This is a genomic window from Carboxylicivirga agarovorans, assembly GCF_050589845.1.
In the GTDB taxonomy this organism is placed as follows: Bacteria; Bacteroidota; Bacteroidia; order Bacteroidales; family Marinilabiliaceae; genus Carboxylicivirga; species Carboxylicivirga agarovorans.
Genome location: NZ_JBNGPA010000009.1, coordinates 164035 through 183020, shown reverse-complemented (window position 1 = coordinate 183020; position 18986 = coordinate 164035). Strand labels below are relative to the sequence as shown.

General features: G+C 40.6%; 9 protein-coding genes. All 9 read left to right on the top strand.

Going from position 1 to position 18986, the window contains the following annotated elements; translation table 11 throughout:
• Positions 1 to 380: 380 nt before the first annotated feature.
• The 9 genes from ACRD69_RS11875 to ACRD69_RS11835 all read left to right on the top strand — a co-directional run bounded on the left by ACRD69_RS11875 (position 381) and on the right by ACRD69_RS11835 (position 18796).
• Complete coding sequence (locus ACRD69_RS11875) at positions 381 to 962, top strand: RNA polymerase sigma factor (protein WP_430815308.1); 582 nt, start codon at positions 381 to 383, stop codon at positions 960 to 962.
• An 85-nt stretch (positions 963 to 1047) separates the two neighbouring features.
• Positions 1048 to 2082 (top strand): FecR family protein, encoded by a 1035-nt coding sequence (locus ACRD69_RS11870; RefSeq protein ID WP_430815307.1) that lies wholly within the window; start codon positions 1048 to 1050, stop codon positions 2080 to 2082.
• A gap of 93 nt (positions 2083 to 2175) precedes the next feature.
• Positions 2176 to 5577 (top strand): TonB-dependent receptor, encoded by a 3402-nt coding sequence (locus ACRD69_RS11865; RefSeq protein WP_430815306.1) that lies wholly within the window; start codon positions 2176 to 2178, stop codon positions 5575 to 5577.
• Positions 5578 to 5602: 25 nt separating this feature from the next.
• Positions 5603 to 7435: a RagB/SusD family nutrient uptake outer membrane protein gene (locus ACRD69_RS11860; RefSeq protein ID WP_430815305.1), complete on the top strand. Its 1833-nt coding sequence runs from the start codon at positions 5603 to 5605 to the stop codon at positions 7433 to 7435.
• A 128-nt stretch (positions 7436 to 7563) separates the two neighbouring features.
• Positions 7564 to 8865 (top strand): DUF3472 domain-containing protein, encoded by a 1302-nt coding sequence (locus tag ACRD69_RS11855; protein ID WP_430815304.1) that lies wholly within the window; start codon positions 7564 to 7566, stop codon positions 8863 to 8865.
• A 73-nt stretch (positions 8866 to 8938) separates the two neighbouring features.
• A complete protein-coding gene (locus ACRD69_RS11850) occupies positions 8939 to 11212 on the top strand; it encodes a beta-galactosidase (RefSeq protein WP_430815303.1) in 2274 nt (757 codons plus the stop codon).
• Positions 11213 to 11231: 19 nt separating this feature from the next.
• A complete protein-coding gene (locus ACRD69_RS11845) occupies positions 11232 to 12722 on the top strand; it encodes a Gfo/Idh/MocA family protein (RefSeq protein WP_430815302.1) in 1491 nt (496 codons plus the stop codon).
• A 73-nt stretch (positions 12723 to 12795) separates the two neighbouring features.
• Positions 12796 to 14682 carry an alpha-1,3-galactosidase-related protein gene (locus ACRD69_RS11840; RefSeq protein WP_430815301.1) on the top strand — a complete coding sequence of 629 codons (1887 nt, stop codon included), beginning with the start codon at positions 12796 to 12798 and terminating at the stop codon, positions 14680 to 14682.
• Between the two features lie 85 nt (positions 14683 to 14767).
• Entirely contained in the window at positions 14768 to 18796 is a 4029-nt protein-coding gene (locus ACRD69_RS11835; protein WP_430815300.1) for a glycoside hydrolase family 2 TIM barrel-domain containing protein, read from the top strand.
• Positions 18797 to 18986 lie beyond the last annotated feature (190 nt).

The following is an 18986-nucleotide window of genomic DNA, read 5'->3' as shown; positions in this document are numbered from 1 at the left end:
ATTAGTAATTTTAACCTATGTTAAATAAGGGAGGCTCGATTTAAACCATTCTATCGTAAGGAGCAGAGGGGATAAACTGTCGAATTGATTAATTACCAAATAACCTAACTGTCTGACAACCTAATGACCTAAGCACTCGCTGGTAACAAATCCTCTTAAGTTTTATTGTTGGTTCCTTATGCAATTGTAATTCTTTCTACTAACGAGCTGTGAAAACTAAGTGAGTTGTATTTTATTATAGTAAGTAATCGAAACTCTATGTTGTTATGAGATGCTTTGAAACCTTACGAAAAAGATAAATATTGATCAGGTAGGTTTCGAATGATTTGGCTAATTCTTTAATTTTAACTTATTTTAACGAGCTAAAAAAGAAAGCAATTGTGGGAAGTAAGGGGGAAACAGAAAGGGAACTGATTGAGGCATTGGTAAATGGTGAAACGAAGGCCTTTGAATCACTTTACCTTTTATACGGGCGTAAGTTACTCGTATTTGTCAGCCGCTACTTTAATTCGCAGGATGATGCAGAAGAGATTGTACAGGAAGTCTTCGTTAAAATATGGAAGAAGCGCAATGACTTGAAGGCGCTGGATTCTCTAAAAGGCTATCTGTTTACAATTGCCTACAATGCCATCAAAAAGCGATTTATATCCATAAAGCGTGAACAGGTATTACAACAAAATTATGCATTAGAGTATCTGGATGATACGGATGAGTCGGTGTCTGAGGATGTGTACGCCACTGTTATTTCCCAGATCGATAAGATTGTAGAACAGATGCCGGACAAACGCAGACAGGTTTTTACCCTGTGCAAAAAAGAAGGCTTGTCTGTTTCTGAAGTTGCCAGCTACCTCGATATATCTGAGAAAACCGTTAAAAATCAGATGACTGCTGCCTACCAGACCATTCGTGAGCAGTTAAAGATCAACCTGCCTTTGTTACTAGCCTTAACCTTATTCTATTAAGTATATTCATTTTTTTTAAAAAAATTATTCCCCTAAGTAGGACCCATTATTCTCTTAGGGATAGTATGTATGAATATAGACGTTTATGAAAGAAATAAATGATATAATTGACAAGTTAAAACGGCATCAACCATTGCTCGATAAGGATTACCATATTCTTTTACATTATCTGGAGGAAGAGGGTAATGATAGAGAATTTAAGGAAGTTTTAAGTAAGCATTGGGATGAGGTATGTGATAATAGTGATCTGGAATTACAAGCACCTGATGATCTGTATTATAAAATATATCATAGTGCGCTGGAGTCAGAAAAACAAATACCTGCGAAGCGCATCGATTTGACAGGATGGATTCAACGCATTGCCGCTGTATTGTTTTTGCCTTTGTTATTATTGACAGCCTGGAACTACTTTGCACCAAATGATTCTCAATTAGTTGATGATGAGGGGGTGTTTGTGCATTCACCTGAGGATGAAAAAACCCGCTTTTTCTTACCCGACGGTACGAAAGGATGGCTTCAGGCGAATTCCTCTATTCAGTATTCCCTGGTTAAAGGTGGAGAACGGACCGTTGAGCTGGATGGAGAAGCTTTTTTTGATGTTACAAGAATTGAGGAGCAGCCATTTATTGTATGTACCAATGACTTTAAAGTCAAAGTGCTCGGAACCCGTTTTAACGTTTTAGCCGATAAATCATTACCAGTATCAAAAGTATACCTGGAAGAGGGAAGTGTTGAGATGCTTGGTGTTGATGACACGCATCATACATTACTGGTACCCGGAGAGGAATATATGTATAACCGTGAGAACGATCGGTTTAATGTGAGCAAGGGAGTGGAAGAAGAAGCCCTGGCCTGGACACATGGGATCTTATTGTTGAAAAACAAGTCTTTGAAAGAATCGGAAATAGCTCTCGAACGATTCTATAACATTGACATTGAAATTGCAGATAAGGAGCTGGAGGAGATGCTTGTTTATGCAAAGATTCAACATGAACAGCTGGATGAAGTATTAGAGATGGCCAGACTGATCTTACCAATTTCTTATACAATTGAAAAACCTAAAAAGTTGACAGATGGGACTTTTACAAAGAGGAAGGTGGTGATACGAAAAACTAAATAAAGCAAAACAGGACAGTGCTGGAACACTATCCTGTTGATATTGCAGAGCGTTCAAAGTGATTAATTTTTAGAACTCTACTAACATTACAAATTTATGAAAAAAAAACAAAAACCATGGGTATGGGATAACTATACCCTAAAGAGGGAATTGCGTATTATGAAAGCAATGATTGTCTTATTAATGATGACGTTCGTTCAAGCCTATTCGGCAACAACGTATTCACAAGAAAAGCATGTAAACCTGAAACTCAGACAAGCGAGCCTATTAGAGGTTATTGCTGAGATTGAGAAACAATCTGATTACACATTTTTCTTCAGTCCTAAGAGTATCGATGTTGAAAAAACAATAAGTATTGATATTCAGGAAAAGAATATGAATGCAGTTCTGGAAGAGATTTTTGGCAATAGCGGAGTGGTTTATCGCATTATTGATAACCAGGTGATTTTAACAGCTCCTAATAATGCCAAGGTAAGTGCTAATACTCAGCAAACTATTACTGTTACAGGTATTGTGACAGATCAAAGTGGAGAGCCTTTGCCAGGTGTAACTGTAGCCATAAAAGGAACGACAACTGGTACAATTACAGGTATTGACGGGACTTATTCTCTACCTAATGTTGAAGAAGGAACGGTATTGGTATTTTCATTTATTGGATTCGAAAAGCAAGAAATTCAAGCAGCCGGACGCACTAGTATCAATATTACTTTGGTTGAAGAGTTTACCGATCTTAACGAGGTAGTTGTAGTTGGTTATGGAACCAAGAAAAAGGTCAATCTGACTGGTGCGGTTGCGACAATTGACGGAGAAGCATTAGAAAGCCGTCCGACAGAAAACATCCTGAAATCATTGCAGGGAACCGTTCCTGGTGTGACAATTATTGACCGTCCGGATGGTGCTCAAATCAGTATTCGTGGTCGTGGAACATTTGCAGGTGCTTCATCTCCGCTCTACATTGTTGATGGAATTGAGGTGAGTAGTGATTTCTTTAATAATCTTGACCCTACAATTGTAGAGAATATTTCCTTTTTGAAAGATGCCGCTTCAGCTTCTATCTATGGAGCAAAAGCAGCTTATGGTGTTGTTTTAGTTACCACTAAACAGGGAGTAAGTGAAGCTTTAAATGTATCATATAATGGTTCATATGGTGCCCAAAAAGCTACTTATATTCCTGCGGTATTGAACTCAGCACAATATGCCGAAATGTACCGTACATCTGAATTGAATAGTGGTATTGAGGAAGCGAACTTACGTTATAGCCTGGATGATATTCAGAAGTACAGAGATGGTTCTGATCCTGATTTGTATCCTAATTCAAATTGGTTCGATATGGTTCTTGAACCTTCTGCTATGTTCACAAAGCATAGTCTAAACTTATCAGGTGGTTCTGAAAAAGTGCAATATATTTTTGGTTTGGGTTATCAGCGCGATGAGTCTTTAACCCCTGGTTCAGCAACGGATCGCTATAACTTTTTATCTAAAACATCAGCCGATTTAAAAGATTGGTTAACAGTTTCAACCAATGTCAACTTTATTTATAAAAAGTATGACAATAGCATGGGTGGAGTATCATTAACTGAATTTTTACGTGTACCGCCAACTCAAGTTGGTCGCCATACCAATGGTAACTGGGGATCTGTTAGAGATTTTCGTCAGGCTACAGCTGAGGAGATTGGATACAATCCATTACGTCGTTTGCATACACGTGGAAGAAATAACAATGATACCAGACACTTTTTGGGTAATGTAAATGCAATTCTAAAACCGTTTGATGGGTTTAAGTTTACAAACCAGTTAGCGTATAATTATTACGATTATCGTTCGTTTTCTTTCCAGAATACTTTAGAGGGTGTTCCAAGTTATATAAATCCGAATGATACGCCAATTGCAGGTTCTGATGTGAACGAGATGAAAAACTACTGGAGCTATAGTGAAAAATTGATCTATGATGGATGGATTAATTACGATAAAGTAATCAATTCAGTGCATAATATCGGTATTATGGCTGGTATGCATGCTGATTCATGGCACTCTAAGCACCTGGATGTTGGACGTAAAATGTTCCCGAGTAATGAAATGAATGCCATTGATGGGGGTTCAACAGATCCGGATAATCAATTAACTACTTATGGTTCATTTAACGAAGAAACCAGTTTGTCATACTTTGGTCGTGCCACATATGACTACAAAGGTCGCTATTTAGTTGAGGCCAACTTTAGAGCAGATGCCTCTTCACGTTTTGCCAATGTGGGCAAATGGGGTTATTTCCCTTCATTCTCCGCAGGATGGCGCTTGAGTGAAGAAAGCTTTATGAGTGGTTTTACCTGGTTAGATAACCTGAAGGTAAGAGCCTCATGGGGTAAGAATGGTAACATTCGTAATGTAGGTCTTTACGATACCTATGATACTTTTAGCGGAGCAGGTACTGTGTATAATGGAGGAGCAGTATTGCCAATTCTCGTAGAAGGACGTATTGCTAACCCTACATTAACGTGGGAAAAAACAACTACTACAGATATTGGTTTCGATATGTCAATCAATAAAGGTCTAATCGGTCTTACATTCGATTATTATGCACGTATAACTGATGATATCTTAGTTGAGCAAACAGATATTCTACCAGAAACGGGTATTTCTAACCTTCCGTATAAAAACGTAGGTAAAGTAAATAACAGTGGTATTGAGTTAGCCTTAACGCACCAGAAGAGTTTTGGTGATTTTTCATACAACGTTGGCTTTAACATGGCTTATATTAAAAATGAGATTACTGATCTTGGTGACGGCATTGATAAATTACCTCCTAGCGGATATTGGATTAACCAGGTTGGTCATGCTATTGGTAGCTTCTATATGTATGAAGCCGATGGCTTGTACTCAACTGATGATATTGCCAATGGCGATGTAGTGGAATTTGGAGGTTATGATATTGAAGCGGGTATGGTTAAGTTAGTTGACCAGGACGGCGATGGTGAAATTACAGCTGATGACCGTACGATTGTTGGTAGTGATGTGCCTGATTTTACCTATGGTATCAATATCGACCTGTCATATAAAGGGTTTACTTTATCAGCTCTTGGTCAGGGAATTTCAGGTGTGAAGGTTTATATGGACAATGAAGCCTCACAGGCTTTCTTTAACAGCTCTGTACCTCGCGAATGGCAATTGGACAATTGGACTCCGGATAATCAGGAAGCTCGTTATCCAAAACTATTTAAAGAAAATGATTTAAGATATCAATATAACTCAATACAATCATCGTATTGGTTGTTTAATGCTGATTACTTCAGAATCAAGAACATTACCTTAGGCTACGACTTACCTAAGAGCCTGGTTTCTTCAATTGGTCTTGAGAAAGTTAGAGTTTTTGTATCAGGAGATAACATGTTTACCATTAGAGGTGATAAACGCATGGAAGACTTTGATCCGGAACGTTCATCAGGTCGTGGTGCACAATTAGGAATGAAGACTTATACCGGTGGTGTTTCAGTTACATTTTAATTAAACGTTTTAAATCAGATAAGCAATGAAAATAAAATCATATATACATAAGCTAATATGGCTATTGCCATTGGTGGCATTGATGGCTTGTTCCGACGATTTCCTGGAAAAAGCGCCAAACGATGCCTTGGATCCAACAAAAATTGATGCCACAAAAGTGGAAGAATTGCGTAATGCGATTTATCGTGAAATATCTGGTACTGATTTAGTTTTTCAGGAAGGATATGCAGATAATGGTTATTCACGTAACTGGTGGGATAGTAATGGTGCTTTAGTTCAGACCAATGCCGTTTCAGGTTCTGAGAACTTTGGATATGGTGATTGGAACCACTATGGTGATAAAGGGAATACTTATGCCAGAATTCGTACCTGTAACATGTTGGTTGAAAAGTTGGCAGAATTTGATATTGATGAAGAGTTAGCAGAAAAACTGATCGCTGAGTCTCGTATGTTAAGAGCTTGGTTGTATATGGAGTTGACTTTATATTATGGAGATGTTGCCATTGTAACAGATATAAACGCAGAATATCCTGATGGATTAGCACGTAATTCTGAAAGTGAAGTTCGCACCTGGATTTTACAAGAGTTAGATGACGCTGCTGAAATTTTACCTGAATCAAATGATAAAGGTAAGTTCAACAAAGCCATGGCTTATGCGCTTAAAGCACGTGCAGCCTATTATTTTGGCGATTATGCGGCAGCAGCAGAGGCAGCTCGTTATGTAATTGATAGAGGTGGTTACTCTCTGTTTTATGCAGGAGAATTATCTGATACTGAGCAAAAAGATGCTGATTACTTTAGAGGTTTAGTTGACTTTGATGCTTTAGGCATTGATGAAGAAGCCTTTATATCTGGAATCTTTAACTACCGCAATGTGTGGCACACAGATTATAACTCTGAAGCGATTATTTCGAAAGAATATTTATCAACGGAAGATCATGGAGACTTTAACAGGGTGACTTCTTTCTTATCTCCTAATTTGTCAGAGAAACAAGCCTGGAATACGATTGCTCCATTGCAGGATCTGGTTGATGATTATTGGTTGGCTGATGGTCAAACCGAAGCTATTGTACCGGATAAAGATACACGTGCTGCAAACTATAATAGTTTAAGAGATGAGGTGTCAAGTATTCAGGAAGGTGCAGATCCGAACGATCCAAATGACAATTTGACTTTTAGCGAGGCCGTTGCTACTATCGCTGATCAATTAGCATCACGCCCGTATATGGCTGAATTCTTAAATCGTGATAGTCGTTTATACGCTTCAATTATTTTCCCTTTCTCATCTGTTAATACCTATTTCGATGGTAATTATCAGGAGTACAACTATAGTATTAATAACTATGGACAAACAGGTTTTGTATGGCGCAAAATGAGTGGTGGTGATGATTTAGTTTCAGTATGGGGTGATTGGTACCACATGAGTGGTTCGGATTTTCATGTGATTCGTTTGGCAGAGATGTTATTAATCTATGCGGAGGCACATACTCAAACTGATGGTTATGATGGAACGGTTGTGACAGAGTTAAACAAACTACGCATGCGATGTGGTATGCCAGATGTGCCAACAGGTTTAGGAAAAGAGCAAGCGCTTGATTTTATTCGTAAGGAAAGACGTATTGAGCTAGCTGGTGAAGGCTTCCGATATTTTGATATCCGTTTGTATGAAGATGATGCCCGTAATGGTGGTTATAAAGGTCAACAAGCGGCCAGTGTGGTGATGCAAGGACAATCATATGATCCGCAGGGTAACCCAAGTGCCTTGAAGGTATGGGATCCTCGCTTATTATTGATGCCAATTCCTACGGCTTCAAGAGATAAAAATCCTTTATTGGATCAAAATACAGGCTATAATTAATGATTATAAAAAATGCCCCTCGGGGCATTTTTTTACCATCCTTGTCAATATTATGAACAATAGAAATCTGCTGGATAATGGTTCTTGATATCGAAACCAGGGTGATATTTAATTACAAAACATAAATCATGAAAACTTTACACATCAGTTTGTTAGCTATTCTTCTGGTTTTAATAGCCTGTACTGTAGAACAAAGTAATAATGATGCTGAAATTTTAAATGTTTCTATTCCTTTTAGTGGCAATGCATGGATGAATGGAGATAAATTACCTGCCGAAAGAACCAAGTTCAATAAGGAAGGCATTCTTAACTGGACAGAGGCGGATAACAAGTTACACATCTATTTTCGAACTGAGTTAACCGGCAAAATTAACCTTGGCCTACGTGTCAAAGCAACAGATGACAACTCAAAGATTAAACTTTCGTTCGGTGGTAAAGAGCAAAGTATTTCTATAACTGATACTGTTTGGCAAAATATTAGCGCTGGTGTCTTTTGTGTTGAAAAGCCGGGTTATCAAGTTGTTGAGCTTGAAGGGTTGAAAAAGAAAGGTGAATCTTATGGCTATTTTAAAGACTTGCTAATTGGAGGCGAAGCCACAAAGGATTCTGTTTATTTTGTGAAAGATGATTTTTATTGGGGGCGTCGAGGTCCGTCTGTTCACCTGGGCTACCAGGTGCCTGAAGAGGCTGGTGATATCGAGTATTTCTATAATGAGATTACAGTTCCAGAAGGTCAGGATGTTTTAGGTTCTTATTTTATGGCCAACGGCTTTGGCGAGGGTTACTTTGGGATACAGGTCAACTCTCCAACAGAGCGACGGATATTATTCTCAGTGTGGAGTCCTTATCATACTGATAACCCGAATGAGATACCCGAAGAACAACGTATTAAACTCCTTAAAAAGGGGAATGATGTTTATACAGGTAAGTTTGGGAACGAAGGTTCAGGAGGACAAAGTTATCTTAAGTATAATTGGAAAGCAGAAACCACCTATGGATTCTTGCTAAAGGCATGCCCATCGGTGAATAACACCACGGATTATACAGCTTGGTTTATGGATCCTGATAAAAACGAATGGCAACTCATTGCGAGTTTTCGTCGTCCGCAAACGACTACTTACATCAAACGTCCGCACTCTTTTTTAGAGAATTTTTACACACAGATGGGTAATACCAGCCGAATGGCCTATTATACCAATCAATGGGTTTGTAATAAGGAAGGAAAGTGGTATGAGTTAACAAGGGCTAAATTTACTGCCGATGCAACCGCCCGCAAAGATTCACGACTGGATTATGCAGGAGGCGTACAGGACGGCAAATTTTTTATGAAGAACTGCGGTTTCTTTAGTGAGCGTGTGGCTTTTGACCAGTTTTTTGAGCGTGAAAAGCAAGGCCGGAAAGTGAAGATTAACTTTAGTCAATTAAAATAGAATGAAAAGGATGTTTATTCAAAGCATTACTGAAAGGCTATTCTTAAAACAATTCACCTATAGATTGCTCATTATGTGGGCAATACTGTTGGTATTTGTTTCGTGTCAATCAAAGAAGGCAAATCATTTTGAGATACAAAGTGGTCAGTTTCATATCAATAACAAGCCAGTACAACTTATATGCGGAGAGATGCATTATCCGCGTATTCCAAAAGAATATTGGCAAGATCGGATGAAGCGAGCAAAAGCAATGGGCTTGAATACCATTTCGGCTTATGTGTTTTGGAATTTTCACGAACGACAATCAGGTGAATTTGACTTCGACGGGCAGGCAGATATCCGGCATTTTATTAAGTTGGCCCACCAGGAAGGATTATATGTGATACTTCGTCCAGGACCATACGTATGTGCCGAATGGGATTTCGGAGGCTATCCTTCATGGCTACTCAAGGAAGAAGGCATGGTATATCGTAGTAACGATGAACGATTTCTTCAGGCGTGTGAGCGGTATATAACACGATTAGGTGAAGAATTATCTGATTTAACAGCTGAAAATGGTGGGCCTATTGTGATGGTGCAGGTAGAGAATGAATATGGCTCCTATGGCAATGATAAGGTATACTTGGGTAAACTCCGTGACATGATCATAAATGCCGGTTTTAACGTGCCGCTGATGACATGCGACGGAGCAGGACAGATGGAGGCTGGTTATGTCGACGGTGCCTTGGCAACTGTGAATGGAGCCGTGGGCGATGATGTGTTTAAAGCAGTCGACCGCTTTACACCTGGAGGACCTTATTTTGTAGCTGAGTTTTACCCGGCCTGGTTCGATGTTTGGGGGCATAAGCATTCGTATCGCGATTATAAGAAACCAGCAAAGCAACTACAATGGATGCTAGAGAACGGAGTGTCTGTTAGCATTTACATGTTTCACGGAGGTACGAATTTTAATTATACCAATGGAGCAAATGCAGCTTATGGTTACGCACCTCAGCCAACAAGCTACGATTACGATGCGCCTTTGGGCGAATACGGCAATGCCTATCCTAAATTTTTTGCTTTCCGCGAAGTGCTTCAGAAATATTTATATAAAGATGAATTATTACCTGAGGTTCCGGCACCCAATTCTGTTATTGCTTTGCCAATAATGGAGTTTACCAACAGTGCGCCTTTATCCAATGCTTTTAATGAAAGGGTAGAATCAGAAAGACCGCTTTCGATGGAAGATGTCAATCAGGATTTTGGCTATATCCATTATGAAACCACTTTGAATAGAGCAGTTAAAGGCAAACTGACAATAAAAGATGTGCGCGATTATGCTGTTGTTTTATTAAATGGCCAACAAATTGGCAGCCTCGACAGACGTCATCGTCAAAGCAACATTCAAATTGAGGTGACTGAAGTGCCTGCCAAACTGGAGATCATTGTAGAGAATGTGGGACGTGTGAATTATGGTTCTGAGATTTTAAATAATCGGAAAGGTATTACTGAAAAAGTGACCCTAAACGATGAAGAGCTATTAGGATGGATAAATACACCGCTTCCATTATATAACGCTCCGATAAATGATTACCAGTATGAAGCATCGGATGTAAAAGGAAAACCTGCCTTTCATAAAACCACTTTTAATTTGAATGAGACAGGTGATTCTTTTCTTGATTTGAGTCAGTGGGGCAAGGGAGCTGCCTGGATCAATGGTCGCTCATTAGGTAAATTTTGGAATATTGGTCCTCAACAAACCATATATGTGCCTGGTCCCTGGTTGAAAAAAGGAAAGAATGAACTGGTCATATTTACTTTTGAAGATACAGGAGCCAGAAAAGCAAAAGGCCTTAAAAAGCCGATTTTAGATCAGCTGGGAATTGATAAAAACAAACCGGAGCGCAGGGTACATGATTATAGTAAAACACCTGTTTTAGATGATGGGGATAAGATAAATTATAGCTTAGTCGCTCAAAATAATTGGCAAGACGAATTTATTTTTGATAATGTGCATACCATGCGTCATTTGGCTTTGGAAATTCTAGTCAATGACAAAAAGACGGCCATAACAGAAATAGATGTTATTAATGCTGATGGATCATTATTGACCAAAGATACTTGGGAAGTGGTATATGTAAACTCAGAAGAAGAACTTGAATACCAAGTTGGAGCAGACTGTGCCATAGATGGTAATTTTGGTTCACATTGGGAAGTACAACCTTCTTCCAAAGCTGACTGCATCATTATTGACCTTGGAGAAATACAGTCCATTAAAAGCATACGAATTCATAAAAGAAATCCGGAAAAAACAAGAGTCGATAACATAAATATTTATGGGCGACCCCAATTTTTTCTATTAAAATAAATCAAAATCTAATATTATCATGGCAACAGACAGAAGATCATTTTTAAAAAATATAGCAGTAGGAGCTGGCGTAGCTGCCACAGCACCAATGGTTGGGTGTAATACCCGTTCGAATGAAAAAGAGGCAGTGGCGTATATACGCGAAAATGCAGAGCGTGTGCCAAAGATGGAGTTTAACATGTGTGGTTATGCTGCTCCTAAGCTGGAGAAGGTACGTGTAGGTTTTGTGGGCATAGGCGACCGGGGTATTGGAGCGGTTGATCGCATGGGCTTTATCGAAGGTGTGGAAGTAACAGCTCTTTGTGATACTCGCCAGGCTGCTATTGATGGTGCACAGGCCTCATTAGCTAAAGCTGGTTTACCTAAAGCAAAGGAGTTTACCGGTAGCGACACCGCTTTTAAAGCATTATGTGATAGTGGTTTGGTTGATTTGGTTTACATTGCTACACCTTGGGAATGGCACGTACCTGTAGCTTTAGCAGCTATGCGTGGCGGTAGTCATGCTGCCGTAGAAGTATCAACGGCCAAAACCATGGATGAATGCTGGGAGATGGTTGAAGTTTCAGAGCAGACAAAGAAACACTGTGTGATACTGGAGAACTGCTGTTACGATTTCTTTGAGTTATTGACCTTAAATATGGCACGCCAGGGGGCTTTTGGTGACTTGGTGCATGGTGAGGGAGCATATATCCACGATTTAGATTACTGGCACTTTAACAAGCCACAGGATGACAAGCCTCGCGGTGATGGTGCCTATGATAAGCTTTGGCGTTTGCACGAGAATACCCGTAAGGCAAATGTGTACCCCACTCATGGCTTAGGCCCGATCTGTCAGGCCATGGACATCAACCGTGGCGACCGCATGGATTACCTGACAGCTATGATGTCGGATGATTTCACTTTGAAACACCGTATTAAGGAATTGGCTCCTGATCGTCCGGACTTACAGCAATTCATTGGTAAGGAGATGCGTGGCAACATGGATATGCAGATGATTCGCACCGTAAAAGGGCGTACCATCATGATTCAGCACGATATCAGTTCTCCTCGTCCTTACTCACGTATCCACATGCTGAGTGGCACCAAGTGTTTTGCTCAGAAATGGCCTTTGCAACACATCGCTTTCGGTCATTCAAAAGCTGATGATGCCAAAATGAAAGAACTGCAAGAGAAATACACACCTGAGATTGTACGTCGCATAGGTGAGATGGCCAAACAAGTAGGCGGTCATGGTGGCATGGACTTTATGATGGACTGGCGCCTGATTGACTGCCTGCGTAACGGTTTACCAATGGATATGGATGTGTATGATGCTGCAGCGTGGAGTTGTATCACACCGTTGAGCGAATGGTCAATATTAAATGGTTCAAAGCCAATTAATGTGCCTGACTTTACGCGTGGCAAATGGAAGACTAATAAGCCTGTAGAATTAACGCTTAAGGGCGGTGGAACAACTGGTGTACGTAATCTGAAAGAAGCAGATTCTGATAAGCAGTTGAATGTACATTAATAGATAGGAAAATGTGTGGGTGGTCATAATGATCATCCACCATTCTTTAATAACTGGCCAGTAACTTTCACTTATGAAACTCATTAAAAATATAAATACAGCATTTATAATCCTTATTCTGGCTGTAGCTTTTCAAGCTTGCACCAAAAAAGGCGAAACAGTCATTAATGTAAAAGACTATGGTATTAATGCTAATACAAAGGAGTGTGTTGTAGCTCAAATAAATCAGCTGATTGAAAAGCTGGATGCACAAGATGTAACTATAATATTTCCGAAGGGTCGATACGATTTTTATCCTGATTCCAACTACTTAAGACCCTATTTTGAAACAAATACTTATGATATCAATCCCAAGCGCCTGGGTATTCTGTTGGATAAAAAAGCAAATATTACCATAGATGGACAGGGCTCTGAATTTATTTATCATGGTCACATACAACCTTTCACTCTCGATCATTCTCGCAATATCACACTTAAAAACATCAATATCGATTGGGATATTCCATTAACAGCCGAATCGGAAGTAATGGAATCCTCATCATCTCATCTTTTATTAAAAATAGACACGAAGCAATTTCCTTTTGAGCTTAGTTCTCAACAAGGTATTGACTTTGTTGGCGAAGACTGGAAAGAAAACTGGCAATTGTCGCAAGGTTCATGGTTAATTGAAATTGATCAAAACCATATTATACCTGCCTATACAGGTGGGCATGGATGCGTTAAGTATAAAGATGAAAAAGCATTGAAGTACATCCTTATTGAAGATGGATTGCTGAAGATTGAAGGGCAATTTACCAAGACACCAGCTGTTGGCAATCGCTTGATTATGCGCCACAGTACAAGGGATCATGCTGGGATATTCTTGTATCATAGTAAAGACCTACTATTAGAAAATATAAATGTTTATCACACTTCAGGCTTAGGCGTTTTATCTCAGTACTGCGAAAATATTGAGATGAGACGTGTGAATATGATTCCTAATCCTGTAAAAAATCGTTTTTTAAGCGGTCATGATGACGGTCTTCATTTTATGGGATGCAAAGGCGATATTATAATAGATAGTTGCAAAGCACAAGGTCTGATGGATGACCCAATTAACATTCATGGAACCTGTGTGCCAGTGGTTGAGAAAGTGGATGCGTCAATTGTCAGATGTCGATTTGCACACAGCATGAGTACCGGTTTAATCTGGGCACAACCTGGCGATTCGCTAAGTTTCATCCATAAAAAAACAATGAAGTCGGTTGGTATGGGTACTATTGCTAGCTTCGAACCTGAAAGTAAAGATGAGTTTTTATTGAAGTTTGAAGAGACAGTTCCTGAGTTCCTGGATAGTAATTATTCAATTGAGAACTTATCGTGTATACCTAATGTGAAAATCACGAATTGTTTTGCCGGTAGCTGCAGAGCCAGAGGATACCTGATATCAACACCGGGAAAGGTTATTATTGAAAACAATGTGTTTGAAACAAGCGGCTCGGCCATTTTAATTGCCGGTGATGCCAACTACTGGTATGAGAGTGGTGCTGTAAGAGATGTACTTATTCAAAATAATGAATTCAGGTGGCCTTGCAATTCATCTTATTATCAGTTTTGTAATGCCATCATCAGTATATTCCCTGAAGTGCCGGAGCCGGATTCAGAGAGTCCGTTCCATCGAAATATACGAATAGAAAATAACAGCTTTAATCCTTCTGACTATCCGGTGCTTTATGCTTTGTCAGTTGATGGATTGAGTTTTAAGAATAATTCAATCTCACGGAGTTATAACTATCAGCCATGGCATTTTCAAAAGCACACTTTTTTGTTGGATGCTTGTAAGAATGTAGAAATTAGTGGAAATCGCATTAGCAAGGATGTTCTCGGTCAAAATATTTTACTGAAAAGAATGGCTGTCAGTGAGTTGGTTTTAATGAATGATGAATTAACAATAGAACTCAACTCTTCTGGTAAACGTTAATACAATGAACAACCGCCATATTTTATCTTGGATATTCAGATGAATGATTTAATCAGATTGAATAGTGACGAAAGAAAGAAGTTATATGAAGATTAATAAAACAATAATTGGAATAACGATGTGTTTACTGGCACATAGTTTTTCAGTCAAGGCACAGCTTGCTGGCTATACATACGGTGATGAAAAAGCACCTACAGGTAATGAGTGGGAATCACCCGCACATATCGCCCATAATAAAGAACAGCCACGCGCTACTTTTTACTCCTTCACAGATGTAGAACGTGCACGTAAGGTACTACCTGAGCATTCGGCCTACTGGCAATCACTGGATGGTAACTGGAAGTTTAACTGGGTGAAACACCCCAATGAACGCCCCGTTGATTTTTATAAGCCTGATTTTGATGTCAGTGGGTGGGATGATATGCCTGTGCCTTCTAACTGGAATATTGTTGGCTTGGAGAAAGATGGCGGCCAGACATATGGAACACCTATCTACTGTAACCAGCCGGTTATTTTCCAACACACCGTAGCCGTAGATGACTGGAAAGGTGGCGTGATGCGTGAGCCGGCTAAAGACTGGGTCACTTACGAAGCCCGTAATGAAGTGGGTTCTTACCGCCGTGAGTTTGAGATTCCCGACAACTGGGATGGACGTGAAATATTCGTTCAGTTCGATGGCGTTGATTCGTTCTTTTACCTGTGGATCAATGGCGAGTATGTTGGTTTTTCAAAGAACTCGCGTAATGCGGCTACATTTGACATCAGCCCATATGTAAAACAAGGAACGAACGTGATTGCAGCAGAGGTGTATCGTAATTCTGATGGTTCTTTCCTGGAAGCACAGGATATGTTCCGCTTGCCGGGTATCTTCCGCAGCGTGCAATTGTATTCGACACCTAAAGTGCAGATTCGTGACTTATTTGTGTTACCTGAACTTGATGATAACTACGAGGATGGTTCACTAAAGATAGCGGTTGATATCCGTAACTTCAATAAAAAAGCAGCCAAAGGCTACTCTGTGGATTATTCACTATATGCCAATAAACTGTATTCCGATGACAATGGATTAGTGGAAGGTGCCGTGGCCACAGCCTCTGTTCCGGTAGTTGGTAGTGGCGCCGAAGTTAAAGCTACTGCAGTGATGAAGGTGAAGGCTCCCAAGCAATGGTCGGCCGAATACCCCTATCGTTATACATTGGTAGCTCAGCTCAAAGATAAGAAAGGCAGGGTGGTGGAGACCATTTCCACTTACACCGGTTTCCGTGAAGTGGTGATTAAAGATACAAAAGCTGAAGACGATGAATTTGGCCTGGCCGGTCGTTACTACTACATCAATGGTAAAACAGTCAAGCTAAAAGGGGTTAACCGCCACGAGACACATCCGGCAACAGGTCATACCCTGACCCGCGAGCAGATGGAAGAGGAAGTGATGCTGATGAAACGTGCCAATATCAATCACGTTCGTAATTCGCACTACCCGGCAGATCCTTATTGGTACTACCTGTGTGATAAATACGGTATTTACCAGGAAGACGAAGCCAACATCGAATCCCACCAGTATTACTATGGTGAAGCCTCCCTGTCACATCCCCCGGAGTGGAAAAACGCACATGTGGGCCGTGTGGTGGAGATGACACACCAGAATAAGAACTACCCGTCTATCGTTATCTGGTCGCTGGGTAATGAGGCTGGACCGGGAGAAAACTTTGTACACGCTTACAATGCATTGAAGGAGATAGACGAGTCACGTCCGGTGCAGTACGAGCGTAACAACAACATTGTGGATATGGGCTCTAATCAGTATCCTTCTATCGGTTGGATGAATAAGGCGGTGACCGGTGAAATGAATATCAAATACCCTTTCCACATCTCTGAGTATGCGCACTCCATGGGTAATGCCTGTGGTAACCTGATTGATTACTGGAAGGCCATTGAGTCCACCAATTTCTTCTGTGGAGGTGCCATTTGGGACTGGATTGACCAGGCGATTTACAACTACCGTGAAGATGGTACGCGCTACCTGGCCTATGGTGGTGACTTTGGTGATAAACCCAACAGTGGTCAGTTTGTGATGAACGGCATTTTGTTTGCCGAGCGTGACCCCAAACCGCAGTATTATGAAGTGAAGAAAGTGTACCAACACATTGGTTTCAAAGCTTTGGATATGGAGGAAGGGACGATTGAAATCTTCAATAAGTATTACTTCAAATCCTTATCAGATTATAATTTAAGCTGGTCGCTTTGGGAAAACGGTTCTGAGATTAAAGTTGGTCAGTTGGCTTTTGAGCCAATCGCTGCAAGAACTAAAACAACAATCAAGTTACCTTATGATTTTGCCGATTTAAAAGCCGAATCTGAATACTTTGTGAAATTACAGTTGACACTCAAAGACAATCAGCCATGGGCCGATAAAGGTTATGTGGAGGCTGAAGAGCAGTTCCTGCTGAAAGCAAAGTCAGAAGTGCCAACTTTGGCTGAAGTGGCCCAGGCAGCAGGTGGTAAATTGACATTGACTGATGCAGGCAATAACATCAAGGAGGTGAGTGGTCAAAACTTCATCGCCAGATTCAACCTGGCAGATGGTTCTTTGTATGGCCTAGTTTACGATGGAGAGACCATTATCGCTGATGGCAATGGGCCAAAGCTGGATGCCTTCCGTGCCTTTGTGAATAACGATACCTGGGGATACAAGAGTTGGTACGAGAAAGGTTTACATAACCTGAAACACAAAGCCATTGATTCTAAAATCAGAAGCAATGCCGATGGTACAGTGACTTTGGCTTTTACGGTGGTTTCGCAAGCCCCTAATGGTGCCAAACAACATGGAGGAACCAGTGGTAATGTGCTGTCTGTTGAAGAATTAACTGATCAGAAATTCGGAGAGGATGACTTCCGCTTTGTAACAAACCAGATATGGACGGTATACCAGGATGGCTCAGTGGAGTTGCAGTCGAGCATCACCAGCAATGAAGCACAATTTGTATTGCCGCGATTGGGTTACTCGATGACCATTCCTAAGGCCTATGAAAACTTCACGTATTACGGACGTGGACCCATTGGTAACTACAACGACCGTAAAACGGCTCAGAATATTCAGAAGTATGTGACAACGGTTGCAGAAGAATTTGTCAACTTCCCGAAACCGCAGGATATGGCCAACCACGAGGAAACCCGTTGGTGTGCTTTAACCAATAGCAGTCATAGAGGAGCTGTTTTTGTGGCAAATAGTGAAATGGTGGTGAGCGCATTGCCATACACCGCTCAGGATATGGGTACAGCTGCACATATTTATGAACTACCAGAGCCGGGTGATATCACCCTTCACCTGGACATGAAAGTAACCGGTTTAGGTGGTGCCAGTTGTGGACAGGGAGGTCCGCTCAAGCATGACCGTGTGTATGCCGGTCAAAACGATTTTGGTTTTATGATTCGTCCTGCCGTTAAAGATTTGGATCAAATGGCCCATGTGGCACCTTCAGGAGAAGTACCGATAGCCATCACACGTTCAGCTAATGGAACTGTTGAAATCTCATCGACGAAAGCAAATGCCCAATACCGTTATTCTGTAAACGGCGGTAAAACAAGGGTTTATGGTGAGCCATTTACTATGCGCGATGCAGGCAACATTAAAGCCTGGTTCAAGAGCAACAAGGATTCTGAAGTGTCTGCTACCTTCAATAAAATTGAGAAGATTGAAACAGCAGTTGTCTTTGTGAGCAGTGAAGAACCCGGTACCGGCACCGCAGCCACCAACCTGGTGGATGGAGATCCGTCAACGACCTGGCACACCATGTATTCAGTCACGGTGGCACAGTACCCACACTGGGTGGACTTTGACTGTGGTGAAGCTAAAATCATTAAAGGCTTTACCTATATGCCGCGACAGGATGGTGGTTGGAATGGTGACATAAAGGACTATACGATTCACATCAGTATGGATGGTCAAAACTGGGGTGAAGCAGTACACGAGGGTCAGTTCACCAGAGATAAAAAAGAGAAGCGCGTAATATTTAATAAACCTGTAAAGGCGCGTTATATACGCTTTACCGGCAGAAGTTCACAGAATGGACAGGATTATGCCGGTGGTTCTGAATTTAGTGTGTTGGCCGAGTAATGCACTTGATTTAAACTTAAGGCTGAAAGTAGTTGGTTTTTTACTTAACCAGGAGAAACCAATACACAACAAAAGGAGGCAACTATTATTGGTTGCCTCTTTCTGTCTTTAGCTAATATGAATTGTTAGTAGGGAAGAGTTTCATTAAACACACGATTAAAACTTATCAATTCTTAAAGTGAAAGATAAT